Source organism: Halobaculum litoreum, from assembly GCF_030127125.1.
In the GTDB taxonomy this organism is placed as follows: Archaea; Halobacteriota; Halobacteria; order Halobacteriales; family Haloferacaceae; genus Halobaculum; species Halobaculum litoreum.
Window position 1 is genome coordinate 232,539 of the sequence record NZ_CP126156.1, and the last position, 20,672, is coordinate 253,210.

General features: G+C 72.6%; 17 protein-coding genes. 10 read left to right on the forward strand and 7 right to left on the reverse strand.

Features of this window, described 5'->3' with window-relative positions; translation table 11 throughout:
• Positions 1-76 precede the first annotated feature (76 nt).
• Positions 77-1,540, forward strand: a complete 1,464-nt coding sequence (locus P0R35_RS01300) for a COG1361 S-layer family protein (protein ID WP_284013451.1) — start codon at positions 77-79, stop codon at positions 1,538-1,540.
• Positions 1,537-4,101 (forward strand): efflux RND transporter permease subunit, encoded by a 2,565-nt coding sequence (locus P0R35_RS01305; protein WP_284013452.1) that lies wholly within the window; start codon positions 1,537-1,539, stop codon positions 4,099-4,101. The genes P0R35_RS01300 and P0R35_RS01305 overlap by 4 nt, the downstream gene beginning before the upstream one ends.
• A gap of 54 nt (positions 4,102-4,155) precedes the next feature.
• On the opposite strand, the gene P0R35_RS01310 is transcribed toward P0R35_RS01305, so the two are convergent.
• Entirely contained in the window at positions 4,156-4,452 is a 297-nt protein-coding gene (locus P0R35_RS01310) for an acylphosphatase (protein WP_284013454.1), read from the reverse strand.
• Between the two features lie 144 nt (positions 4,453-4,596).
• On the opposite strand from P0R35_RS01310, the gene P0R35_RS01315 reads away from it, so the two are divergent.
• The 7 genes from P0R35_RS01315 (at position 4,597) to P0R35_RS01345 (ending at position 14,046) form a co-directional block, all read left to right on the forward strand.
• The gene (locus P0R35_RS01315) at positions 4,597-5,646 is read left to right on the forward strand and encodes a DMT family transporter (protein ID WP_284013455.1); all 1,050 of its coding nucleotides are present in this window, start codon (positions 4,597-4,599) and stop codon (positions 5,644-5,646) included.
• Between the two features lie 60 nt (positions 5,647-5,706).
• Entirely contained in the window at positions 5,707-7,074 is a 1,368-nt protein-coding gene (locus P0R35_RS01320; RefSeq protein ID WP_284013456.1) for a phosphohexomutase domain-containing protein, read from the forward strand.
• A gap of 57 nt (positions 7,075-7,131) precedes the next feature.
• On the forward strand, positions 7,132-8,286 hold the full coding sequence (locus P0R35_RS01325) for a BMP family lipoprotein (RefSeq protein ID WP_284013457.1): 1,155 nt from the start codon (positions 7,132-7,134) through the stop codon (positions 8,284-8,286).
• 151 nt (positions 8,287-8,437) lie between these two features.
• On the forward strand, positions 8,438-10,096 hold the full coding sequence (locus P0R35_RS01330; RefSeq protein ID WP_284013458.1) for an ABC transporter ATP-binding protein: 1,659 nt from the start codon (positions 8,438-8,440) through the stop codon (positions 10,094-10,096).
• The gene (locus tag P0R35_RS01335) at positions 10,089-11,360 is read left to right on the forward strand and encodes an ABC transporter permease (protein ID WP_284013459.1); all 1,272 of its coding nucleotides are present in this window, start codon (positions 10,089-10,091) and stop codon (positions 11,358-11,360) included. The genes P0R35_RS01330 and P0R35_RS01335 overlap by 8 nt, the downstream gene beginning before the upstream one ends.
• On the forward strand, positions 11,357-12,475 hold the full coding sequence (locus P0R35_RS01340) for an ABC transporter permease (RefSeq protein WP_345782754.1): 1,119 nt from the start codon (positions 11,357-11,359) through the stop codon (positions 12,473-12,475). The genes P0R35_RS01335 and P0R35_RS01340 overlap by 4 nt, the downstream gene beginning before the upstream one ends.
• A gap of 200 nt (positions 12,476-12,675) precedes the next feature.
• Positions 12,676-14,046: a geranylgeranyl reductase family protein gene (locus P0R35_RS01345; protein WP_284013460.1), complete on the forward strand. Its 1,371-nt coding sequence runs from the start codon at positions 12,676-12,678 to the stop codon at positions 14,044-14,046.
• A gap of 142 nt (positions 14,047-14,188) precedes the next feature.
• Here the strand turns inward: P0R35_RS01345 and P0R35_RS01350 are convergent, their stop codons facing one another.
• The 5 genes from P0R35_RS01350 to P0R35_RS01370 form a co-directional block, all read right to left on the reverse strand.
• Positions 14,189-14,608, reverse strand: a complete 420-nt coding sequence (locus P0R35_RS01350) for a hypothetical protein (protein ID WP_284013461.1) — start codon at positions 14,606-14,608, stop codon at positions 14,189-14,191.
• 124 nt (positions 14,609-14,732) lie between these two features.
• Positions 14,733-15,419 carry a hypothetical protein gene (locus tag P0R35_RS01355; protein WP_284013462.1) on the reverse strand — a complete coding sequence of 229 codons (687 nt, stop codon included), beginning with the start codon at positions 15,417-15,419 and terminating at the stop codon, positions 14,733-14,735.
• 104 nt (positions 15,420-15,523) lie between these two features.
• Positions 15,524-16,804: an amidohydrolase gene (locus tag P0R35_RS01360; RefSeq protein ID WP_284013464.1), complete on the reverse strand. Its 1,281-nt coding sequence runs from the start codon at positions 16,802-16,804 to the stop codon at positions 15,524-15,526.
• 73 nt (positions 16,805-16,877) lie between these two features.
• The gene (locus tag P0R35_RS01365; RefSeq protein ID WP_284013466.1) at positions 16,878-17,339 is read right to left on the reverse strand and encodes a universal stress protein; all 462 of its coding nucleotides are present in this window, start codon (positions 17,337-17,339) and stop codon (positions 16,878-16,880) included.
• A 77-nt stretch (positions 17,340-17,416) separates the two neighbouring features.
• Positions 17,417-17,761: a DUF7964 domain-containing protein gene (locus P0R35_RS01370; RefSeq protein WP_284013467.1), complete on the reverse strand. Its 345-nt coding sequence runs from the start codon at positions 17,759-17,761 to the stop codon at positions 17,417-17,419.
• A gap of 117 nt (positions 17,762-17,878) precedes the next feature.
• Here P0R35_RS01370 and P0R35_RS01375 point away from each other — a divergent pair, with 117 nt between their 5' ends.
• Positions 17,879-19,528: a flippase activity-associated protein Agl23 gene (locus P0R35_RS01375; protein WP_284013468.1), complete on the forward strand. Its 1,650-nt coding sequence runs from the start codon at positions 17,879-17,881 to the stop codon at positions 19,526-19,528.
• A gap of 93 nt (positions 19,529-19,621) precedes the next feature.
• On the opposite strand, the gene P0R35_RS01380 is transcribed toward P0R35_RS01375, so the two are convergent.
• A complete protein-coding gene (locus P0R35_RS01380; protein ID WP_284013470.1) occupies positions 19,622-20,578 on the reverse strand; it encodes a transcription initiation factor IIB in 957 nt (318 codons plus the stop codon).
• Positions 20,579-20,672: the final 94 nt, after the last annotated feature.

A 20,672-nucleotide genomic window follows, 5' to 3' on the forward strand; every position in this document is an offset into this window, starting at 1 on the left:
CAGCGCGACCGTTATCGCCGCCCTACTGTGTCTCTCGACCGTCGGCGCCGGGTTCGCCGGGGTCGCCGCGGCCGCGGTGGAGGACCCACGCTTCGAGACAGACGTGTCGGAGCCGGTGGTGACGCCCGGGACGACACAGCAGCTGACGATCGAGCTCACCAACGAGGCGGCCGACTACGACGACAGCGTCGAGCCCGCGTACGACGTCCGCGCCACGGTACAGGACGCCAGCGGGATCGAGGTGCTCTCCGGCACCCGCGAGATCGGCCGGATGGGGAACGGCGCCACGCGCGCCGTCACCGTCAGCATCGACGTGCCGGCCGACATCGCCGGCGGCACCCACCGGATCCCGGTGCTCGTCGAGTACCGCGACGAGGACGACCGCGACGAGGTCGTCTCCCGGACCGTCTACGCGACCGTGCGGGTGCAGGACCGCGCCCGCTTCGCCGTCGAGTCGGTCGAGGCGGCCGCCCCGGTCGGCGGCTCCGGCGCCGTCGACGTGACGATCCGCAACGTCGGCGAGGAGCCCGCCACGAACGCCGTGTTGGCGTTCCAGTCGGCCAACTCCGACCTCACGTTCGGACAGTCGGCGACCGCCCGCCGGTTCGTCGGCGGACTCGCCCCCAACGAGACGCGGACGGTGACCGTCGACGCGACCCTCTCGGAGACGGCCGAGACGCGCGAGTACGCCGTCGACGCCACCGTCGAGTACGAGACCGTCGACGGCGCGTCCGCGGCGTCGCGCACGCTGTCGTTCGGCGTGACCCCCCTCCCCGAGCAGACGTTCGACGTCGAGGGCCTCGAGAGCACGCTGCGCGTCGGCGAGGAGGGGCAGCTCACCGGCACCGTGACCAACACCGGCGAGCAGACCGTGACGAACGCCGTCGTGCTGTTCGAGACGTCGAACCCCAACGTCTCCCCGCTGGAGCCGGAGGTCGCGATCGGCTCGCTCGAGCCGGGCGCGTCCGCCGAGTTCGCCTTCGACATCGAGGTGTCCGACGCCGCCGAGGCCGGCCCGCGCCAGTTCACCCTGCGCGTGCAGTACCGTGACCCCGAAGGCACCCAACGCACCGGCGACCCGATCGACGCGCCCGCCGCCGTCGCCGAGGAGCGCGACGAGTTCGCGGTGAGCGTCGTCAACGGGTCGCTCGAGGCCGGCGGCGGCGGCACGCTCACGCTCGAGGTGACGAACAACCGCGAGACGGCCGTGCGCGAGGTGTCGGCGAAGCTGTTCCTCGACGCGCCGCTGTCGTCGAGCGACGACGAGGGGTACATCGACGAACTCGCGCCCGGCGAGACGAAGGAGGTGACGTTCGACCTCTCGATGGCGGGCAGTGCCATCGTCGGGAAGAAGTACCCCGCGAGCGTCGACTTCCGCTACGAGACGAGCGAGGGTGACACCCTCATCTCCGACACCTACCGCGTCCCGGTCCGGGCGATCGCCGCCAGCGGCGGCGGCTTCCCGCTCGGCCTGATCGGCGTCGTCGCGCTCGTGGTGGTCGGGCTCGTCGGCGCGGTGTACGTGCGCCGCAACAGATGAGCGACGGCCCGATCGTCGGCGCGGTCGCCCGGGAGATCACCGAGCGACCGGGCCGGATCGTCGTCGCGTTCCTGCTGGTGACGGTGGTGTTCGCCGGCGGGCTGGCGAACGTCTCCACGTCCGCCGGCACCGAGCAGTTCACGTCGGGCATCCCCGCCGAGGAGGCGCTGTCGGACATCCAACGCGAGTTCGGCCCGTCGTTCGCCGCCGACACGGGCTCGACACAGCTCGTCCAGCGCAACCGGAACGTGCTGTCGAAGCCGGCGATGCTCCGGATGCTGGAGGCGCAAGACCGCCTCCAGGAGACCGACGGCTTGCGGGTCGTCGGCGTCTCCTCGCCGGCCGCGACCGTCGCCCGGACCATCGACCCGTCCGCGACGACGACCGACGCACAGATCCGCGCGCTGGAGCGGGCGACGCCCTCGCAGATCGACGAGGCGGTCCGCGCGAACGCGGACGACCCCGCGTTCACCGGCGGTGTCTCCGACGACTTCAACGCCGAGTCGGCCGCCGCCTCCGCGGCGATCGGCGTCGTCACCCACGAGATCCCGGGCGCCGGCGGCGGCGGCGCGGCCGCCGGGCAGTCGGGGTCGAGCCCGCTGACCGACATCCAACTGCGCAGCCAGCGCGTCGTCGACACCGTCGGCGGCGACATCACCGTGTTCGGCTCGGGGATCATCTCCGACGAGTTCTCGACGGTGATCACCGACTCGCTGATCATCGTCACGCCCGCGGCCGTGATCCTCATCACGGGGTTCCTGATCGTCGCGTACCGCGACCTGCTGGACCTCCTGCTCGGCTCGTTCACGCTCCTGCTGGCGGTCGTGTGGACGTTCGGGTTCCTCGGGCTGGCGGGGATCCCGTTCAGCCAGCTCATGATCTCGGTGCCCCCGCTGTTGCTGGCGGTGGGGATCGACTTCGGGATCCACGCGGTGAACCGCTACCGGGAGGACCGCGCCGAGGGGTTCGGCATCGACGCCGCGATGGACCGGGCGGCGCGGCAGCTCCTGGTCGCGTTCTTCATCGTCACCGGGACGACGGTCATCGGCTTCCTCGCGAACCTCACGTCCGCGCTGACGCCGATCCGCGAGTTCGGGCTCGTCGCGGCCGCCGGCATCCTGTTCACCTTCCTGCTGTTCGGGATCTTCCTGCCCGCGGCGAAGGTGGTGCTCGACCGCCGGCGCGACAGCCTCCCGATCCCGACGTTCTCCCAGCGGCCGCTGGGGGCCGAGGGCTCCGGCCTCGCGGACGTGCTCCGGATCGGCGTGTGGATCGGCGAGCGCGGGCCGCGCGTGTTCCTCGCGCTGATCGTCGTCACCACGGTCGCCTCCGGCGGCTACGCCGCGGGCATCTCGACGTCGTTCTCGCAGGAGGACTTCCTCCCGCCGGAGGAGACGCCCGACTACCTCGAGGCGCTCCCGGAGCCGTTCGCGCCGGGCGACTACTCGGCCGTCGGGACCCTCAACTTCCTCGACGAGAAGTTCACGTCGAGTCAGGGCGGTTCGGTGACCGTCTACGTCGAGGGGGACATGGAGGAACCCACCAGACTGGAGGAGATCCACCGGATGGGCGAGGACCCCCCGAGCACCTTCGTCAGCGAGGACGGCCACGCCGACGAGCAGAGCATCGTCACCGTGATCCGCCAGCGCGCCGCGAGCGACCCCGAGTTCCGACGGCTCGTGAACCGCAACGACCGCAACGCCAACGGCATCCCCGACGACAACCTCGGCGAGGTGTACGACTACCTGCTGTCGTCGTCGTCGCGCGACCGGGCGTTGCAGTACCTCTCGGAGGACCGCCGCAGCACGCAGGTGGTGTACTCGGCGGAGGCCGACGCCGACCAGAACGAGGTGACCGCCGACGGCCGCGCGGTCGCCGAGCGCTACCGCGACACCAGCGGGATCGCCGTCGCCACCGGCAGCACGGTCGTGTTCGCGGCCGTCTCGGACCTGATCTTCACCTCCGCGGTCCAGAGTCTCGCGGTGGCGCTGTCGCTGACGGTGGTGTTCCTGCTCGTCATCTACGGCGTGTTGGAGGGGCTGCCGTCGCTCGGCGTGGTGAACACGATCCCGATCGTCGCGTCGGTCGCGCTGGTGGCCGCGACGATGCGGCTCGCGGGGATCGCGTTCAACGCGTTCACCGCGACGATCCTCTCGTTGACGATCGGGCTCGGGATCGACTATTCCGTCCACGTCGTCCACCGCTTCGTCGACGAGCGAACCGAACACGACCTCGTCACGGCGCTGGAACGGACCGTCCGCGGCACCGGCGGCGCGCTGTTCGGCAGCATGCTCACCACCACGACCGGGATCGGGGTGCTGGTGTTCTCGGTGCTCAGCATCCTCGGCCAGTTCGGCGTGTTGACCGCGCTGTCGATCCTCTACTCGTTCGTCACCTCGATGCTGGTGCTCCCGTCGGCGCTGGTCGTGTGGGACCGGCTGAAGGGCCACGACCCCGACCGGCCGGTGGAGGCCCGGTCGGCGATCTCGCTCCCGTTCGTCGGCGGCGGCGACGGCGACGGCGGCCGACCGTCGGCGCCGGAGCCGACGCGGGGCGACTGAGCGGCGCGCGCGCCACACCTCGCGCCCCGCAGCCGTTCGACCCGCGGGGCTCCGCTACCGGCGGACGGTGAACCCCGTCACGCCCTCGGGGTCCTCGTACTCCGCGTCGACACCCTCCACGACGGCGCTGGGGCTCCCGGTGTGGCACCACTCGACCATCCCCTCGACGGCGTCGCGGGGTCCCTCGAACACGGCCTCGACGCGCCCGTCGTCGAGGTTCCGCACCCAGCCGTCGACGCCGCGCTCGCGGGCGGTGTCGCGGGTGGTCGCCCGGTAGAACACGCCCTGTACCCGCCCGGAGACGTACACGTGTGCGCGGACGCGGTCGTCCCCGCGGTCGTCGTCGCTCATACCCGGCGGTTCGGCGCGGGAGGCCGAAAAGCCGGCGGCGACGCCCCGTCGGGGCGGCGACACCGACGCCTACTCGGTCCTCGGGCGCGACCCACCGCCGACGATGGACCCGCGAACCGACGGGGGGAACCGCCGGGGGCGACCGTGAGCCCCGGCGTCCGCCGGTACGGGTACGCGCTGGCGCCGCTGCTGGCGGCCGCCATCTGGGGCGGGATGTACGTCGTCAGCACGTGGACGTTCGCCACGGTGCCGCCGCTCACGCTGGGGTTCCTGCGCGTCGCGGTCGGCGCCGCCGCGCTGTACGCGGTCGTCCGCGTCCGCGGCGTCACGGTCGACCGGGCGGACTACCGCCGGTTCGCCGTGCTCGGCGGGTGGGTCGCGGCGACCATCGCGACGCAGTTCCTCGGGACGGCGTGGACGAACGCGAGCCAGGGGTCGCTGCTCACCGTGCTCACGCCGGTGTTCACCGTCGCGTTGGGTGCGTGGGTGCTCGACGAGACCGTGACGCGGCGGAAGGCGCTCGGCGTCGCGCTCGCCGGCGTCGGCACGCTGGTCGTGCTCGCCGGGCGCTACGACCCGGCCGCCGTCGCGGTCGGCAACGTCGCCGGCGTCGGCGCGCTCGTGCTCGCGAGCGTCGCGTGGGCGGGGTACACCGTCTGGGGGGTGCCGGTCGTCAGGAAGTACTCCGCGCTGACGGCGGCGACGTACTCCACGGTGGCGTCGCTGCCGGTGTTGGCGGCGCTGGCCGCCGTCGAGCTGGCCGTCCGCGGGCCGTCGCTCGCCGCGATGGCGACGCCGGGCGCGCTGCTGGCGGTCGGGTACCTCGGCCTCGGGTCGACGGCGGCGGCGTGGTACCTCTGGTACAAGGGGCTGGAGACGGTGTCGGCCGGCACCGTCGCGGCGTTCTTCTTCGCCCAGCCGCTCGTGGGGACGCTGCTCGGCGCGCTGCTGTTGAACGAGGCCGTCGGTCCGTGGTTCGTCGTCGGGGGCGCCGTGATGGCCGTCGGGATCTGGACGGTGGCGACCGCCGGGGGCGACGGCGACGACGCTGGCGACGACGGTGACCGCGCCGGCTCGCCGGGGGCTGACGGGCGGCGACGCGTCCCCTCCGCCCCCGGCGCGCGTCGCCGCGCTCCCGCGAACGCGCCGGGGTGGCGCTCAGCGCATCGCGGCGGCTGGTCCCGGCATCGGTGAAGAACCCTCGCCGTCGGAACGGACCGAGGGAGTCTTGGGCGCTCCCCCGGAGGTGCCGGTATGGACCTGTTCGGAACCGCCGGCATCCGCGGCGACGTGACCGAGCGCGTCACGCCGGGGCTCGTCCTCGACGTGGCCCGCGCGCTCGGCGCCCACGCCCGCGAGGCCGGCGACCGGGAGTTCGTCGTCGGTCGCGACGGGCGCGTCACCGGCCCCGCGCTGGCGGCGGCCGCCGAGGCCGGGCTGGAGGCCGCCGGCGCGGACGTGCGCCGCGTGGGGCAGGTGCCCACGCCGGCGCTGGCGTTCGCCTCGCGCGGCCGTCGCGGCGTGATGCTCACCGCCTCGCACAACCCGCCGACCGACAACGGCGTGAAGGCGTTCGTCGACGGCGTCGAGTACGGCGAGACGGCCGAGACCGCCGTCGAGGAGGCCGTCGCCGCGGGCGGCGCCCCCGCCGACTGGGACGAGTGGGGCGACGGCGCCCACGAGGACGTGCTCGACGCCTACCGCGCGGCCGTCGTCGACTACGCCCGCGAGTTCGGCGACACGCCCGAACGCCTCCGCGTCGCCGTCGACTGCGGCAACGGGATGGCGTCGGTGGCGACGCCGCAGGTGTTGCGCGAACTGGGCGTCGAGGTGGTGACGCTCAACGCGACCGTCGACGGCCACTTCCCCGGCCGCGAGTCGAAGCCGACGCCCGAGTCGCTGGCCGACCTCCGCGCGTTCGTCCGCGAGGGCGGCGCCGAGTTGGGGATCGGCCACGACGGCGACGCCGACCGGATCGTCGTCGTCGACGGCGACGGCGAGGTCGTCCACGAGGACACCGTGCTCGCCATCCTCGCCGAGCGGTACGTCCGGACGAGCGACGTCGCCGACCCCGTCGTCGTGACGACGCCGAACGCCTCCGGCCGCATCGACGAGCGCGTCGCGGCGGCGGGCGGGCGCGTCGAGCGCGTCGCGCTCGGCTACCTCCACGACGGCATCGCCGCGGCCCGCGCGGGCGGGGGCGACGTGGTGTTCGCGGCCGAGCCGTGGAAACACGTCCACACGGGGTTCGGCGACTGGATCGACGCGGTCGTCAGCGCCGCGGTGTTGACGCGGCTCGTCGCCGACGAGGGGCTCGCGGCCCTGCGCGCCCCCGTCACCGAGCGCCCGTACCGCAAGGTCAGCGTCGACTGCCCGGACGAGGCGAAGCCCGCGGCGATGGAGCGACTCGGGGAGGCGCTCCCGGCCGCGTTCCCCGACGCCGAGGTCGACCCCGAGTACGGCGTCCGGCTCACCTTCCCCGACGCCTCGTGGACGCTCGTCCGCCCCTCCGGCACCGAGCCGTACGTCCGCGTGTACGCCGAGCACGACGACGTCGACCCGTTCGTCGCCGAGGTCGCCGCCGTCGTCGAGTCGGCCGTGGAAGCTGTCAGCGACGAGTAGCGATCCTATTCGGCGGATTACGACGATTTTAACCGTCTCAACTCCGGGGTTCCCCACATGGACACTGACCGGTTCGATCGGCGGAAGTTCGTGAAGGGCGTCGGCGCGGCGAGCCTCGTGGGCCTCGCGGGCTGTGCGGGCGGCCCCGAGTCCGGCGGCGGCGGCGACTCCGAGGAGACCGAGATGTCGACGCCGTCGGGCGACGACTCCGACTCCGAGGACACCGCGACCGAGGCCTCCGGCTCGGAGACGACGAACGTCGGCATGGTGTACGCGACCGGCGGACTGGGCGACGGCTCGTTCAACGACCAGGCCCAGACGGGGATCCAGCGCGCGGCCGAGGACTTCGACATCTCCTTCGACGAGTCCGAGCCGGACTCGGTGTCGCAGTTCTCCACCTACCAGCAGCAGTACGCCCAGTCGACGGACCCGGACTACGACCTCGTGTCGTGCATCGGGTTCCTGCAGGCGGACGCGCTCTCGCAGACCGCGCCCGACTACCCCGAGCAGGACTTCATGATCGTCGACAGCGTCGTCGACGCCGACAACGTCCGCTCGTACACGTTCAAGGAGCACGAGGGCTCGTACCTCGTCGGCCAGCTGGCCGGCCTGCTCACGAGCCAGTCGTTCACCGCGGGCGACTCGTCGACGGCGGGCGACTCCACGAACGTCGGCTTCGTCGGCGGCGTCGAGGGGACGCTCATCCGGAAGTTCGAGGCCGGCTTCACCGCCGGCGTCAAGGCGGCCAACTCCAACGTCGACGTCCAGACGACGTACACCGGCTCGTTCTCCGAGCCGTCGGCCGGCCGCGAGGCCGCGCTGTCGATGTACAGCTCCGGCGCCGACATCGTCTACCACGCGGCCGGCAACACCGGCGTCGGCGTGTTCCAGGCGGCCCGCGACGAGGGCAAGTTCGCCATCGGCGTCGACCGCGACCAGTCCGTGACGACCGACTACGCGGACGTCATCCTCGCGTCGATGGTCAAGCGCGTCGACACCGCCGTGTATGCTGCCGCGGAGGCGACCGTCAACGGGAACTTCGAGGGCGGCACCGCCACCAGCCTCGGCCTCGCCGAGGAGGGTGTCGCGAACGTCTACGGCTCCGAGCTGGGCGGCCAGATCCCCGAGGACGTGAAGTCGGAGGTCGAGAGCTCCCGCCAGGGCATCGTCGACGGCGACATCTCCGTCCCCCAGGACCCGGACAACGTCTGAGGCGCCGCGGGGGCGCCCCCCGTCGCGTCCGCGATCCGGTTCGGCGCAACGCCGGCCAGCGACTGCCAACTCGCCTGACACTCGCGTTTTCTGAGACGCCCGTCGGACGAAACGCGCCGTTTATCCCGTACCCGCCGAAACACCCGCCGACATGACGGAGGCCGTCCGCCTCGACGGGATCACGAAGCGCTTCCCCGGCGTCGTCGCCAACGACGACGTCACGCTCTCGGTCGAGCGGGGGACGGTCCACGCCCTGCTCGGCGAGAACGGCGCGGGCAAGACCACGCTGATGAACGTCCTCTACGGGCTGTACGAGCCCACCGAGGGCGACGTGTACGTCGACGGGGACGGGCTGACCTACGACGACGAGGGCGCCGTCGCGGACGCGCCCCGTCGCTTCGACTCCCCCCGCGACGCCATCGACGCCGGCGTCGGGATGATCCACCAGCACTTCATGCTGGTCGACCCGATGACGGTCGCCGAGAACATCACGCTCGGCAACGAGCCCCGCAAGTGGGGCGGCCTCGCCGTCGACCGCGCGGCCGCCCGGGAGGCGGTGCTCGACCTCTCCGAACGGTACGGCTTCGACGTCGAGCCCGACGCCACGATCGAGGACATCGGCGTGGGCGTCCAACAGCGCGTCGAGATCCTGAAGGCGCTGTACCGCGGCGCGGAGATCCTCATCCTCGACGAGCCGACGGCCGTGCTCACGCCCCAGGAGGTCGAGGACCTGTTCGAGGTGCTCGAGGAGCTGACCGACGCCGGGAAGACGGTCATCTTCATCACGCACAAGCTGGGCGAGGCGCTGGAGGCCGCCGACGAGGTGACCGTGCTGCGCGACGGGAAGAACGTCGGCAGCGTCGAGACGGCCGGGACGACCCGCGAGGAACTGGCGGAGCTGATGGTCGGCCGCGAGGTGATGCTGGAGACGGAGACGCCGCCGGCGACCCCGGGAGCGCCGACGCTCACCGTCGACGGCGTCTCGGCGAACGACGAGCGCGGCGTCACCGCCGTCGACGACGTCTCCTTCACCGTCCGCGAGGGCGAGGTCTTCGGCATCGCCGGCGTCGACGGCAACGGGCAGTCGGAGCTGGTCGAGGTCGTCACCGGCCTGCGGAAGCCGACCGCCGGCGCCGTCGCGCTGGAGGGCACGGACGTGACCGACGCCTCCCGCCGCGCACGCACCCGCGCGGGGATGGCGTACATCCCGGAGGACCGACAGGAGCGCGGCCTCGTGATGGACTTCGACCTCTCCGAGAACGGGGTGCTCGGCTCCCAACACGACGCCCCGTTCGCGCAGGGCGGCCGGCTCGACTGGACGTACGCCGACGACCACGCCGCCGACATCATCGAGGAGTACGACGTCCGCCCGCCGGACGCGACCGCCGAGGCGAAGTCGCTGTCGGGCGGCAACCAGCAGAAGTTCATCGTCGGCCGGGAGTTCGCCCGCGACCCCGCCTGTATCGTCGCCTCCCACCCGACCCGCGGCGTCGACATTGGCTCGACGGAGTTCATCCACGACCGGCTCATCGACCTGCGCGACGAGGGCCGGGCGGTGCTGCTGGTCTCCTCGAAGCTCGACGAGGTGCGCGGCCTGTCCGACCGGCTGGCGGTGATGTACCGCGGCCGCGTCGTCGACGTGGTCGACCCGGACGAGGTGACAGAAGAGCAGCTCGGCCTGCTGATGGCGGGCGAGGAGCCCGAGGACGTCCCGCGGGCGGACCCGGTCGCGGACGCCGCCGACGCGACGGACGGGGTCGCCGGGACGCCGCCGGCCGACGACGCGGACGCGGAGGTGGCGGATGACTGACGCCGACGGCGACGGGTCGGCCGACGGCGGCCCGCCGCCGCGCTCGGCGCGCGACCGCGCGTTCGACGTGCTCGACCGGCTCGTGGCCGCCAGCGCGACCGAACGCCTCCTCATCTCCGGCTCGGCGCTGTTGCTGTCGGTCGCCATCGGCTTCCTGTTGATCCTCGCGGCCGGGCGGATGACCTCCTGCGACGCGGCGGCGTACTCGCTGTTCGGCGTCGGCTTCTGTTACGACCCGATCCTCGTGTACGACAGCCTGTTCCTCGGCGCCTTCGGCGACTTCTTCGCGAACCCGCTCAACGGCCAGTTCGCGACGACCGTCTCCGAGACGACGGTGCTCGTGTTCACGGGCGTCGCCGTCGCGGTGGCGTTCAAGGCCGGCGTGTTCAACATCGGCGGGCAGGGCCAGCTCGTGTTCGGCGCGCTCGCGAGCGCGCTGGTGGTGTACGCGCTGGCCGGCGCGGTCTCCGGCCTCGTCGGCACGGTCGTCCTCGTCACCGTCGGCGTCGCGGTCGGCGCGCTCGTCGGCGGCCTGTACGGCGCCATCCCGGGCGCGCTGAAGGCGTACGCCGACGCCAACGAGGTGATCACGACGATCATGCTCAACTTCGTCGCCACCTCGGTGGCGCTGTACCTCGCGGGGGGACCGTTCAAAGACCCCGAGAGCTTCGCGAACCAGACCCGGCGGCTCCCGGAGTACGCGCTGTTCCCGCAGCCGCTGTTCCCCGGCCGGACGGACGCGTCGCTGTTGGCGCTCGCGCTCGCGGTCGCCGTCGCCGTCGGCATCGCGTACCTCCTCCGGAGGACCGCGTTCGGTTACGACGTGCGCACCTCGGGCATCCAGCCGGAGGCCGCCGAGTACGGCGGGGTCGACGCCGCCCGCACGGTCGTCTCCTCGATGGCGCTGTCGGGCGCGCTCGCCGGCATCGGCGGCGCGGTGTACGTGCTCACGATCGCGGGCAACTTCCAGACGGGCGTGCCCGACTACGGCTTCGACGGCATCACCGTCTCCATCCTCGCGGGCAACAACCCCGTCGGGGCGGTCGCGGCGGCGCTGCTGTTCGGCGTCCTCAAGTCCGGCTCCATCGTCGTCGACGTCGGCACGGACGTCCCCCCGCAGTTGGTGGGGGTGTTGCGCGGCCTCATCGTCCTGTTCGTGGCGATGCCGGAGTTCTTCCGGATGATCGGCAAGCGCGTCGACGTGCGCGACCGGCTCGGGGGGAGTCGCGACGCCGTCGCGACCGACGGGGGTGAGGAGGCGTGAGCGCCGACCTCGGCGACCGTGTCGACGCGCTCGGGACGCGCGGCACCGTCGCTGCGGCCGCGGTGCTGGCGGCCGTGCTCGCAGTCGCCGGGCTCGCGGTGACCGGCTCGGGCGACACGGTCGTCGCGGTGGTCGCGCTGCTGTTCTCGAAGTCGACGCTGGCGGCGGCGCTGCGCCTCTCGGTCCCCATCGCGTTCGCCGCGCTGGGCGGCATCTTCGCCGAGAAGTCCGGCGTCATCAACATCGGGCTGGAGGGGCTGCTCATCATCTCGGCGTTCGCGGGCGTGTACGCCACCTCGATCACGGGGTCGGTGTGGCTCGGCGTCGTCGGGGGCGTGGTCGCCTCCACGCTGCTGGCGCTGCTGTTCGCCGTCGTCTGCATCGAGTTCCGCGCCGACCAGATCATCGCCGGCCTCGCCATCTGGCTCATCGCGCTCGGCCTCGCGCCGTTCGCCTCGCAGGTCGTGTTCGGCTCGAAGAACGCCTCCGCCGGGGCGACGTTCCCCGACATCCAGCAGTTGCTCGCGGACACCGGGCTCCCGGTCGTCTCGACGGCGCTCGTCGGCGCGCTGGACGCGCTCGCGGGCGTCCCGTTCCTCGGCGCGCTGTTCGAGGCGTCGCCGATGGTGTACCTGATGTTCGTCGCCGTCGGCGCCTCGTGGTGGACGCTGAACCGCACCTCGTTCGGCCGGTGGGTGCGCGCCTCCGGGGAGAACCCGAAGGCGCTCGACACCGCCGGCGTCGACGTCACCCGGGTGCGCTACGCGGCGGTGCTCTTGTCGGGCGTCCTCGCGGGCGTCGGCGGCGCGGCGCTGTCGCTGTCGCTGGGGCAGTTCGTCGGCAACGGCCCGACGATGGTGAACGGCAAGGGGTTCATCGCCATCGTCACGTACCTGCTGGGCAACTACAACCCGGTCGGCGCCCTGCTGTCGACGATGCTGTTCGCGGGGCTGGACGCGCTCCAGCTCGGCCTGCAGGGGCAGGACGTGCTCGCCATCCCGCAGTCGCTCGTGCGTACCATCCCGTACGTGTCCGTCATCGTCGTGCTGGCGCTGTTCGGCCGGACGCGCATCCCCGAGGCGGCCGGGGAGTACTACGAGTCGGGCGAGGAGTAGCGTCGTCGACGCGAGGCCGCGAACGGAGCGGGCGGCCGAACGGGACGGCGGCCCGACGGCGGCGCGGTCCTCGGGCCGAGCCGTCGAGAACGGCGTAGATCGCTCGCGGCTCACGGTTCACACCGGAGTCTCGCTCGCCTCGCACACTCGCCCCGCGTCGAACGGCTGCCTTTTTCTCCCCGCACGAGTGACTCCGTGTAATGACCACACACGAGCCCGATATCGTCGTCGTCGGGGCGGGCACGGCGGGCTGTTACGCGGCCGCGACCGCCGCCGACGCCGGCTACGACGTCGTGATCGTCGAGCGGAAGGACGAGGAGGAGGCCGGCCACATCGCCTGCGGCGACGCCCTGAAGGGCGCCGACAAGTTCCCGGACTCGATCCCCAAATCGGAGATCCAGCCGGCGTTCACCAACACCGGCGTCGACCACGGCCGCTTCGAGATCCCGAGCCACGACACGGTGTTGGAGATCCCGATCCCCGGCGAGTTGGCCGTCATCGACCGCCTGCAGTACGGCAAACTGCTCATCGAGGGCGCGAAGAAGCGCGGCGTCGACTTCCACTACGACACCGTCGTGCAGGACGTGCGCCAGACCGACGACGGCCGCGTCACCGGCGTCCGCGGGAAGCGCAAGGGCGACGTCGTCGAGTACGAGGCCGACGTCACCGTCGACGCGGCGGGGGCGCTGTCCATCCTCCAGGACAAGGCGGACCTCCGCGACGCGACGTTCGACACGAACGTCTCGTTCTCGCAGTTCTGTTCGGCGTACCGGGAGGTCGTCGAGGTGCCCGAGCCGGTCGACTACGACGACGCCCTCGTGTTCAAGCCGACGAAGCGCGCGGCGGGCTACCTCTGGTACTTCCCGCGCTCGTCCACCGAGATCAACGCCGGGCTCGGCTTCCAGATGAACGAGGAGCCGATGAAGCTCGTCGACGACCTCAAGCGCGACATGCGCTCGCGCCCCGAGTTCGAGGGCGCCGAGGTGACCGACAAACTGGGCGCGGCGCTCCCGACCCGCCGCCCGTACGACTCGGCGGTCGCGCCGGGGTTCGTCGCCGCCGGCGACGCCGCGGGGCACGTCAACCCCACCACCGGCGGCGGCATCGCGGGCGCCGCCTACGCGGGGAAGTACGCCGCCGAGCAGGCCATCGAAGCGATCGAGCAGGGATCGGTCGACGAGGAGACGCTGTGGCGCTACAACGAGCGCGTGATGGGGCACTTCGGCGCGCGCTTCGCCGCCCTCGACGTGTACAACGTCCTCTCGACGGCCGTCGACGTCGACGAACTGATGGGCCTGATGGCGTCGCTGCCCGGCGAGAGCCTCGCGGAGGCGCTGTACGAGGGGAGCGCGTCGGTGAAGCCGCGGCTCGTCGCCGAGGTCGTCAAGGACAGCTACGGCCACTGGGGACAGATCTGGGACTTCTACAAGACGAAGCGCGTCGCCGACGACCTGATGGCCCACTACCGGCGGTACCCGTCGCGGCCGGGCGGGTTCGAGGGGTGGCGCGCGGAGCGCGACCGGATCATGGACCGCGTGTACGAGGTCACCGGCGCGGAGGCGAAGTACTGAGGCGCCGCGCCGTCGACCGCCGCCGCGCGCGAACCCGGCGTCCGTGTCCGACTCCGTCCCGGCTCGCACGACTCCGTCCCGTCTCGCCACTCTCCGATCGCCAGCGACGGGGTTCGCGGCGGCGGGGACGCTCGCTCCGCTTTCAGGAGTCGTCGAAGGCGGTCCACTCCGCCTCGGTGCCCAGAATGTCGACGAGGGAGCCGACCATCGACTGTAGCTCGTCGATCTGCCGCTGTTGGTGCTCCACGAGCTCCTCGAGTTCGGTGAGCCGTGCCTCGCCGTCGTCGTACTGGTTCGTCACCCGTTCGACCTTCCCGGAGAGCGACTCCATCGCCCCCGAGAGGTTCGCGACGTCGTCCTCGGTCGCGAGGCCGTGCTGTTCCGGCTCGCGCAGCATCTCCCTGTTCGTGACGATGGCGTCCGAGACGCTCGTGCTCCCCTCCGGGAGGGGGATCGTCATCCCCGGCGACTCGGCGGCCTCCGAGGCGTGCGCGGCCTCGCCGGTCCCTTCGGAGTCGTCCTGCGTCGCGTCCGAGTTCGAGTCTCGCGGTCCGCTGCTCATGCAGGGGTGTGTGGGATTCCGGAATATAAGTCGTCGTCAGACAATCGCAACTCGAGTGACACTCGCGGCCGGATCACGCCGCGCGGACGCGGCGGCGCGTGTCGCCGAACCCCTCGGCTCGGACTTACACCGCCGCGTCGGCGGTCATCTCGTCGACGGGCTCCGCGGCGTCGTCACGCGACTCGAAGTACACGTGGGCGATGGCGGCCGCGAGGATCGGGCCGGAGACGGCGTTCAGGAGCACCGCGGAGATGCCCGTGGTCGCGAGGTCCGTGCTGATCAACGCGAGGATCCCGGCCGCGATCGCCTGGAGGACGAACACGACGAGGAACACGCCGAGCAGCCGCAGGACGTTCCCGCGGCCCAGCGCCCAGCCCTCGCGCAGCGAGTCGACGATCCCGCGGTCGCTCAGCGCGGCGACCGGCAGCGCGGGCGCCAGCCGGGCGGCGATGTACAGCCCGGGGAGCACGAGCGCGATCAGCCCCAGGACCACCGCGAACGTGTACGCGAGGCCGACGACGAGCAGCGTCACGTAGCGCTCGCGGACGTCGGCCGCGATGGCGTTCAGGCCGCGCGCGTGCAGGCGGACGTCGTCGGCGACGGTGACGTACGCGACGCCGAGCACGAACGTCGTGACGAGCAGCGCGAGCAGCCCCCCGACGAGCGGGACGTAGCCGACCAGCCCGGCGAGCAGGAACAGCCCGACGAGCTCGGGGTTCTCCCGGACGCGGACGGCCGCCCAGGTCACGAGTCGGCGCACGCCGAGGCGCTCGACACGGTCGATCGGTTGTGTGGTTACGGTAGTGGACATTGTGATTCTCCGATATCCCGACCCACGGAATACCTTCGTTCCTAGTGGGTGCGTGAGCTAATAAAGTAGTAGTGCGACGGGCTATCTCGGCGCTCGCGGCCCGCTCAGGGCCGTCGCTCGGCGATCGCCAGCACCGCGGCCGTGAGGAAGTCGACGCCGATGTCGAGCGACTCCTCCTCGACGTCGAACGTGCTGGTGTGGTGGCCGCCGGGGTGGCTCGTGCCGACGCCGACGTAGCTCGCGTAGCCGCCGTTCTCCTGCACCGCCTGCATCATGTACGTCGCGTCCTCGCTGCCGCCCAACTCGTCGCGTTCGACCACGTTCGTCACGCCGTCGACGTCGCCCGCGACGGGCGCGATGGCGTCGATCAGTTCCTGGTCGCTGGTCGCCGACGGCGCGCGCCCGAGCGTCTCGACGTCCACGTCCACCTCGTGCATGTCGGCCGCGGACTCGATGACCCGGGTCGCCTTCCCGTCCATGTACTCCATCAGCTCGGTGGTGCCGCCGCGCACCTCGCCCTCGACGAAGCACTCCTCGGGGATGATGTTCGTCGCCGTGCCGCCGCCGACGACGCCCGCGTTCACGCGCGTCGGCCCGTCGGCGTGGCGCGGGATGCCGTAGAGGTTCTGGATGGCCGCCGCCGCCGCCTGCACCGTGTTGCGCCCCTGCTCGGGGTGGCCGCCCGCGTGGGAGGGCTCGCCCTCGAACTCCGCGAGGAAGTGCGAGACGGCGAGGAAGCCGTCGATGCCGCAGATGACCTCGCCCGTCGGGTGGTCGAGGCCGACGTGCGCGGCGAGGAAGTACTCGACGTCCTCGATCAACGCGGAGTCGGCCATCGGCTTGCCGCCGACGATCTGCTCCTCGCCGGGCTGGAAGAACACCTTCAGCGTCCCCTCGAAGTCCGAGGCGAGGATCTCGTCGATCAGGCCGAGCCCGAACGTCGCGTGGGCGTCGTGGCCGCAGGCGTGCATGTACCCCTCGTGCTCCGAGCGGAACCCCTCGCCGGCGGGGACGTGCGCGCCGTCCTCGGACTCGCGGATCGGGAGCGCGTCGATGTCGACGCGGACGCCGACGACCGGCCCCTCCCCGCGTTCCAGCACCGCGACCGCGCCGGTGTAGCCGCCCTCGATGGCGGCGAGCACGTCCTCGTTCGCGCCCGCGGCCCGCGCGCGCTCGAACCACTCGGCGAGTTCGTCGTCGTCGGGGACGTTCATCCGCTCGCTCCCGAGGATCTCCGGGCCGTAGTGGACGGCGTCGAGGTCGCGCGCCTCGAGCTCGTCGACGATCCGGGCGGTGGTGTAGAACTCGCACCACGCGGGCTCGGGGTGGCGGTGGAGGTCGCGGCGGAACGCCGACAGGTCGTCGTGGGCGACGGTCTGGCTCATACCGGCGCTTCCGTGGCGGCCGGGATAATCCCTGTCCTCGCGGTAGTCCGGACGTGTCCGGCGGGCGACCGGTTCAGGCGGCCGTCCCCGTCGCGTCGGCCGCGTCGGCCTCGTCCGCGTGGACCGTCAACACGGGCCGGTTCGCCGCGCGCACCACGCGCTCGGTGACGCTCCCGAGGAGGTAGCGGTCGAGCCCCCGCCGGCCGTGGGTCCCCATCACGATCAGGTCCACGTCGTGGTCGGCGGCGTACGCGAGGATCTCCCGGTACGCGGTGCCGTCGACGACCGCCTCGACGGCGGGGACGTTCGCCGCCTCCGCCGCCTCGGCGATGCGCGCCACGGCGGCCGCGCCCTCGCGTTCGAGCGCGTCGCGCACGACGGTGGTGCCGGCCTCCAACACGGAGTAGGCGGTCGCGTCGACGACGTACAACGCGTGGACCGTGGCGCCGAACTCCCGCGCCAGCGTCAGCGCGTGGTCGACCGCGGCGTCGGCCGCCGGGCTCCCGTCCGTCGGCACGAGGATGTCGTCGTACATCCCCACACCCTACGCGGCGGGGAGGAAAAAGCGGGCCGCTCGCTCCGTTCGCGGTGGAACGCCGGGGCCGCCCCGGCTCACTCGGCGTCGGCGGCTCCGCCGCCCGCCTCGGCCCCGTCGCCGTCGTTCGCGCGGACGGCGTCCTCGCAGGCGCGCAGCGCGTCGTAGCGTTCCGACTCGTCGGCGATGGCGACCGTCTCGACGACCGTCCAGACGCCGCCGCGGAAGTCGAGCCCCTTCACCCACGCGTCGGTGGCGAGCAACAGGCCCTCCGCGCCCGGGGCGGCCGCGTTCGCCGCGGCGGCCTCGGTGTCGGTCTCGCTGTCGACGGCGACCGCGAGTTCGACCGACTCCGCACGGTTCAACGCGGCGACCTCCCCGTCGGACAGCGGGCGCCCCGGCAGCGACGAGATCAGCGACATGGTTCCCCGTGGGCGTTCCCCCCGAAAGAGCGTTGTCGTTCGGCCGCGGGCGGCGCGGCCCCGCGTCGTCCGGGAGAAACCCGAAGACCTACTACCGCGGCGGGGACACGCCCGGGTATGTCGGACGGCGACCGCTCGGGCGCGACGCGGTCGGGCCGGATCGACCGCACGGTCGCGGCGGTCGGGGTCGTCGTCGCGCTCGCCCTCCTCGCACGGTTCGCGTTCCTCGGCGCCCGTCCCTTCCACTGGGACGAGGGCCGGGTGGGCTACTGGACGCTCCGCTACCTCGACACCGGGGTGTACGAGTACCGCCCGGCCGCCGGCGGGCCGCTCGTGTACCTCGCGACCCGCTGGACCGTCGGGCTGTTCGGAGCCACCGACGCCGCCGCGCGCTCGTTCGTCGCGCTCGTGGGCGGCCTCCTGCCGGCGGCGGCGCTGCTGTTCCGCGGCAGCCTCGACGACGGGGAGACGGTCGCGCTGGCGGCGCTGCTGGCGGGGTCGCCGCTGCTCGTCTACTACTCGCGGTTCCTCCGCGGCGACGTGCTCGCGGCCGGGTTCGGCCTCGTCGTCGTCGGCGCGGTCGTCCGCCACCGCGACACCGGCGCGCGCTGGCCGCTGTACCTCGGGGCCGCCGCGCTGGCGCTGGCGCTGGCGTCCTCCGGGTTCGCGGTCGTGTCCCTGCCGCTGTGGCTCGTCGCGGCCGCGTTCGTCCTCGACGAGGCCCGCGTGCGCGGGACGCCCGCCGCGGCCGTCGGACGCCTCGGCGCCGGCGTGGCGTGGGCCCGCGCGAACGCCACGTCGCTGTCGCGGGCGCTGTTCGTCTTCCTCGGGGTCGCGCTCGTGCTGTTCGCCCCGCGCGGCGGCGGCGTCGGGCCGGGGCTGTGGTCGCCGTCGACGCTCCCCTCCGTGGTCGCGTTCGCGTTCGTCGAGGCGCCCGAGCGGTTCGTGAGCCTGCGGTTCGCCGGCCGGCTGTCGCCGCCGGCCCGGGGGAACTCCTTCCTCCCGGCGGTGGCGGGGTACGCCCGGACGCTCGTCGCGACGGCGTGGCCCGTCCTCGTGTTCGGGCTGGTCGGCTTCCTCCGCGAGCGCTACCGCCCGGGGACGCGGTCGGTCGTCGCGTTCGGCGGCTACGCCGCCGGTTTCGGCCTGCTCGCGTTCCCCATCGCGTCGATGGGCGTCGAGCCGTGGACGGCCGTCCACGTCGTCCCGCTGCTCGCGCTCCCCGGCGCGGTCGGGCTGGCGTGGGCGGTCCGGGGTCTCCGCGCGCGGGCGACGGCCACGGACCCGGCGTGGCTGGTCGCCGTCCTCCTCGTCGCCTCGGCGGGGGTCGCCGGCTACGGCGCCACCGCGGCGGGCGTGTACGCCGACCCGGCGCCGGAGTCGGCGTTCGCCCAGTACGCCCAGCCGTCGGGCGACGTGGACGCGGCGCTGGCGGCCGCCGAGACGGCGATGGCGGGCAACGACGGCGTCGACGTGGTGTACGTCGGACGCGACCTGGACACGGACCGCGAGTACGCGCTCCCGCCGGTGGCGGCGGCCGACCGCGACGCGTGGGGGGCGCGGCTGCCGCTCCAGTGGTACTTCGAACGGGTCGACGCCGAGACCGACAGCGTCGGCTCGGTCGGCCAACTCGACCGGGCGCCCCCGGTCGTCGTGACGACGCCGGACCGTCGGGTCGCCGTGAACGGCGCGCTCGACGGCTACGCCCAGTACGACCTCACGCTGGGGCTGTGGAACCGCGGCGTCGTCGTGTTCGTCGCCGAGTAGGCGGGGCGCGGTCGCCGGCGCCGCGGCTCGCGGCGCGGGCGCGAGAGAACGGGACCGGGGACCGTGCGGGGCGACCGACGCGAGCCGACCCGCTCAGCGGAAGCCCATCGCTTCGATCTGCTCTTGGTACCGGTTGCGGATGGTGACCTCGGTCACCTGCGCGACGTCGGCGACCTCGCGCTGGGTCTTCTTCTCGTTGCACAGCAGGGAGGCGGCGTAGATTGCGGCGGCGGCGAAGCCCGTCGGCGACTTGCCCGACAGCAGGCCCTGTTCGGCGGACACGTCGATGATCTCCGTGGCCTTCGCCTGCGTCTCCTCGCTGAGGTCGAGCGCGGAGGCGAAGCGCGGGACGAACTGCTTGGGGTCGACCGGCTTCAGTTCGAGGCCGAGCTCCTGGGAGATGTAGCGGTAGGTCCGACCGATCTCCTTCTGCTCGACGCGGGACACCTCCGCGACCTCGTCGAGCGAGCGCGGGATGCCCTCCTGGCGGCAGGCGGCGTACAGCGCCGCGGTGGCGACGCCCTCGATGGAGCGGCCGCGGATGAGGTCCTCCTTGAGCGCCCGCCGGTAGATGACGGAGGCGACCTCCCGAACCGAGCGCGGGACGCCCAGCGCGGAGGCCATGCGGTCGATCTCCGAGAGCGCGAACTGGAGGTTGCGCTCGCCGGCGTCCTTCGTGCGGATGCGCTCCTGCCACTTGCGGAGGCGGTGCATCTGGGAGCGCTTCTCCGAGGACAGCGACCGCCCGTAGGCGTCCTTGTCCTTCCAGTCGATGGTGGTCGTCAGCCCCTTGTCGTGCATCGTCTCCGTCACCGGGGCCCCGACCCGGGACTTCGACTGCCGCTCGGAGTGGTTGAACGCGCGCCACTCCGGCCCGCGGTCGATCTGGCGCTCGTCGAGCACCAGTCCGCAGTCGTCACAGACCAGCTCCCCTTGGTCCGCGTCCATGATGACGTTGTCGCTGGAACACTCCGGGCACGAGAGCGTCTCGTCCGACTGCTTCTCCGACTCCCCGCTCTCCCGTTGTCGCTGTCGGCTCGGACCTTCCATTAATAAGTCTTCTGTCGCGGCTCGTATTTAAACTTTGGGGCCGGCTACTGGGCCGGATCCGTGACACAGCCCGGCCGAGGCGGGCGGTTTCCGG

What these genes read in the sequence shown, in the direction of transcription:
- P0R35_RS01320 (WP_284013456.1), top strand. Translation starts at nt 5,707, where the DNA reads ATGGACCTGTTCGGAACCGCCGGCATCCGCGGCGACGTGACCGAGCGC.
- P0R35_RS01325 (WP_284013457.1), top strand. Translation starts at nt 7,132, where the DNA reads ATGGACACTGACCGGTTCGATCGGCGGAAGTTCGTGAAGGGCGTCGGC.
- P0R35_RS01330 (WP_284013458.1), top strand. Translation starts at nt 8,438, where the DNA reads ATGACGGAGGCCGTCCGCCTCGACGGGATCACGAAGCGCTTCCCCGGC.
- P0R35_RS01365 (WP_284013466.1), bottom strand. Translation starts at nt 17,339, where the DNA reads ATGTACGACGACATCCTCGTGCCGACGGACGGGAGCCCGGCGGCCGAC.
- P0R35_RS01360 (WP_284013464.1), bottom strand. Translation starts at nt 16,804, where the DNA reads ATGAGCCAGACCGTCGCCCACGACGACCTGTCGGCGTTCCGCCGCGAC.
- P0R35_RS01350 (WP_284013461.1), bottom strand. Translation starts at nt 14,608, where the DNA reads ATGAGCAGCGGACCGCGAGACTCGAACTCGGACGCGACGCAGGACGAC.
- P0R35_RS01345 (WP_284013460.1), top strand. Translation starts at nt 12,676, where the DNA reads ATGACCACACACGAGCCCGATATCGTCGTCGTCGGGGCGGGCACGGCG.
- P0R35_RS01375 (WP_284013468.1), top strand. Translation starts at nt 17,879, where the DNA reads ATGTCGGACGGCGACCGCTCGGGCGCGACGCGGTCGGGCCGGATCGAC.
- P0R35_RS01305 (WP_284013452.1), top strand. Translation starts at nt 1,537, where the DNA reads ATGAGCGACGGCCCGATCGTCGGCGCGGTCGCCCGGGAGATCACCGAG.
- P0R35_RS01370 (WP_284013467.1), bottom strand. Translation starts at nt 17,761, where the DNA reads ATGTCGCTGATCTCGTCGCTGCCGGGGCGCCCGCTGTCCGACGGGGAG.
- P0R35_RS01355 (WP_284013462.1), bottom strand. Translation starts at nt 15,419, where the DNA reads ATGTCCACTACCGTAACCACACAACCGATCGACCGTGTCGAGCGCCTC.
- P0R35_RS01335 (WP_284013459.1), top strand. Translation starts at nt 10,089, where the DNA reads ATGACTGACGCCGACGGCGACGGGTCGGCCGACGGCGGCCCGCCGCCG.
- P0R35_RS01380 (WP_284013470.1), bottom strand. Translation starts at nt 20,578, where the DNA reads ATGGAAGGTCCGAGCCGACAGCGACAACGGGAGAGCGGGGAGTCGGAG.
- P0R35_RS01310 (WP_284013454.1), bottom strand. Translation starts at nt 4,452, where the DNA reads ATGAGCGACGACGACCGCGGGGACGACCGCGTCCGCGCACACGTGTAC.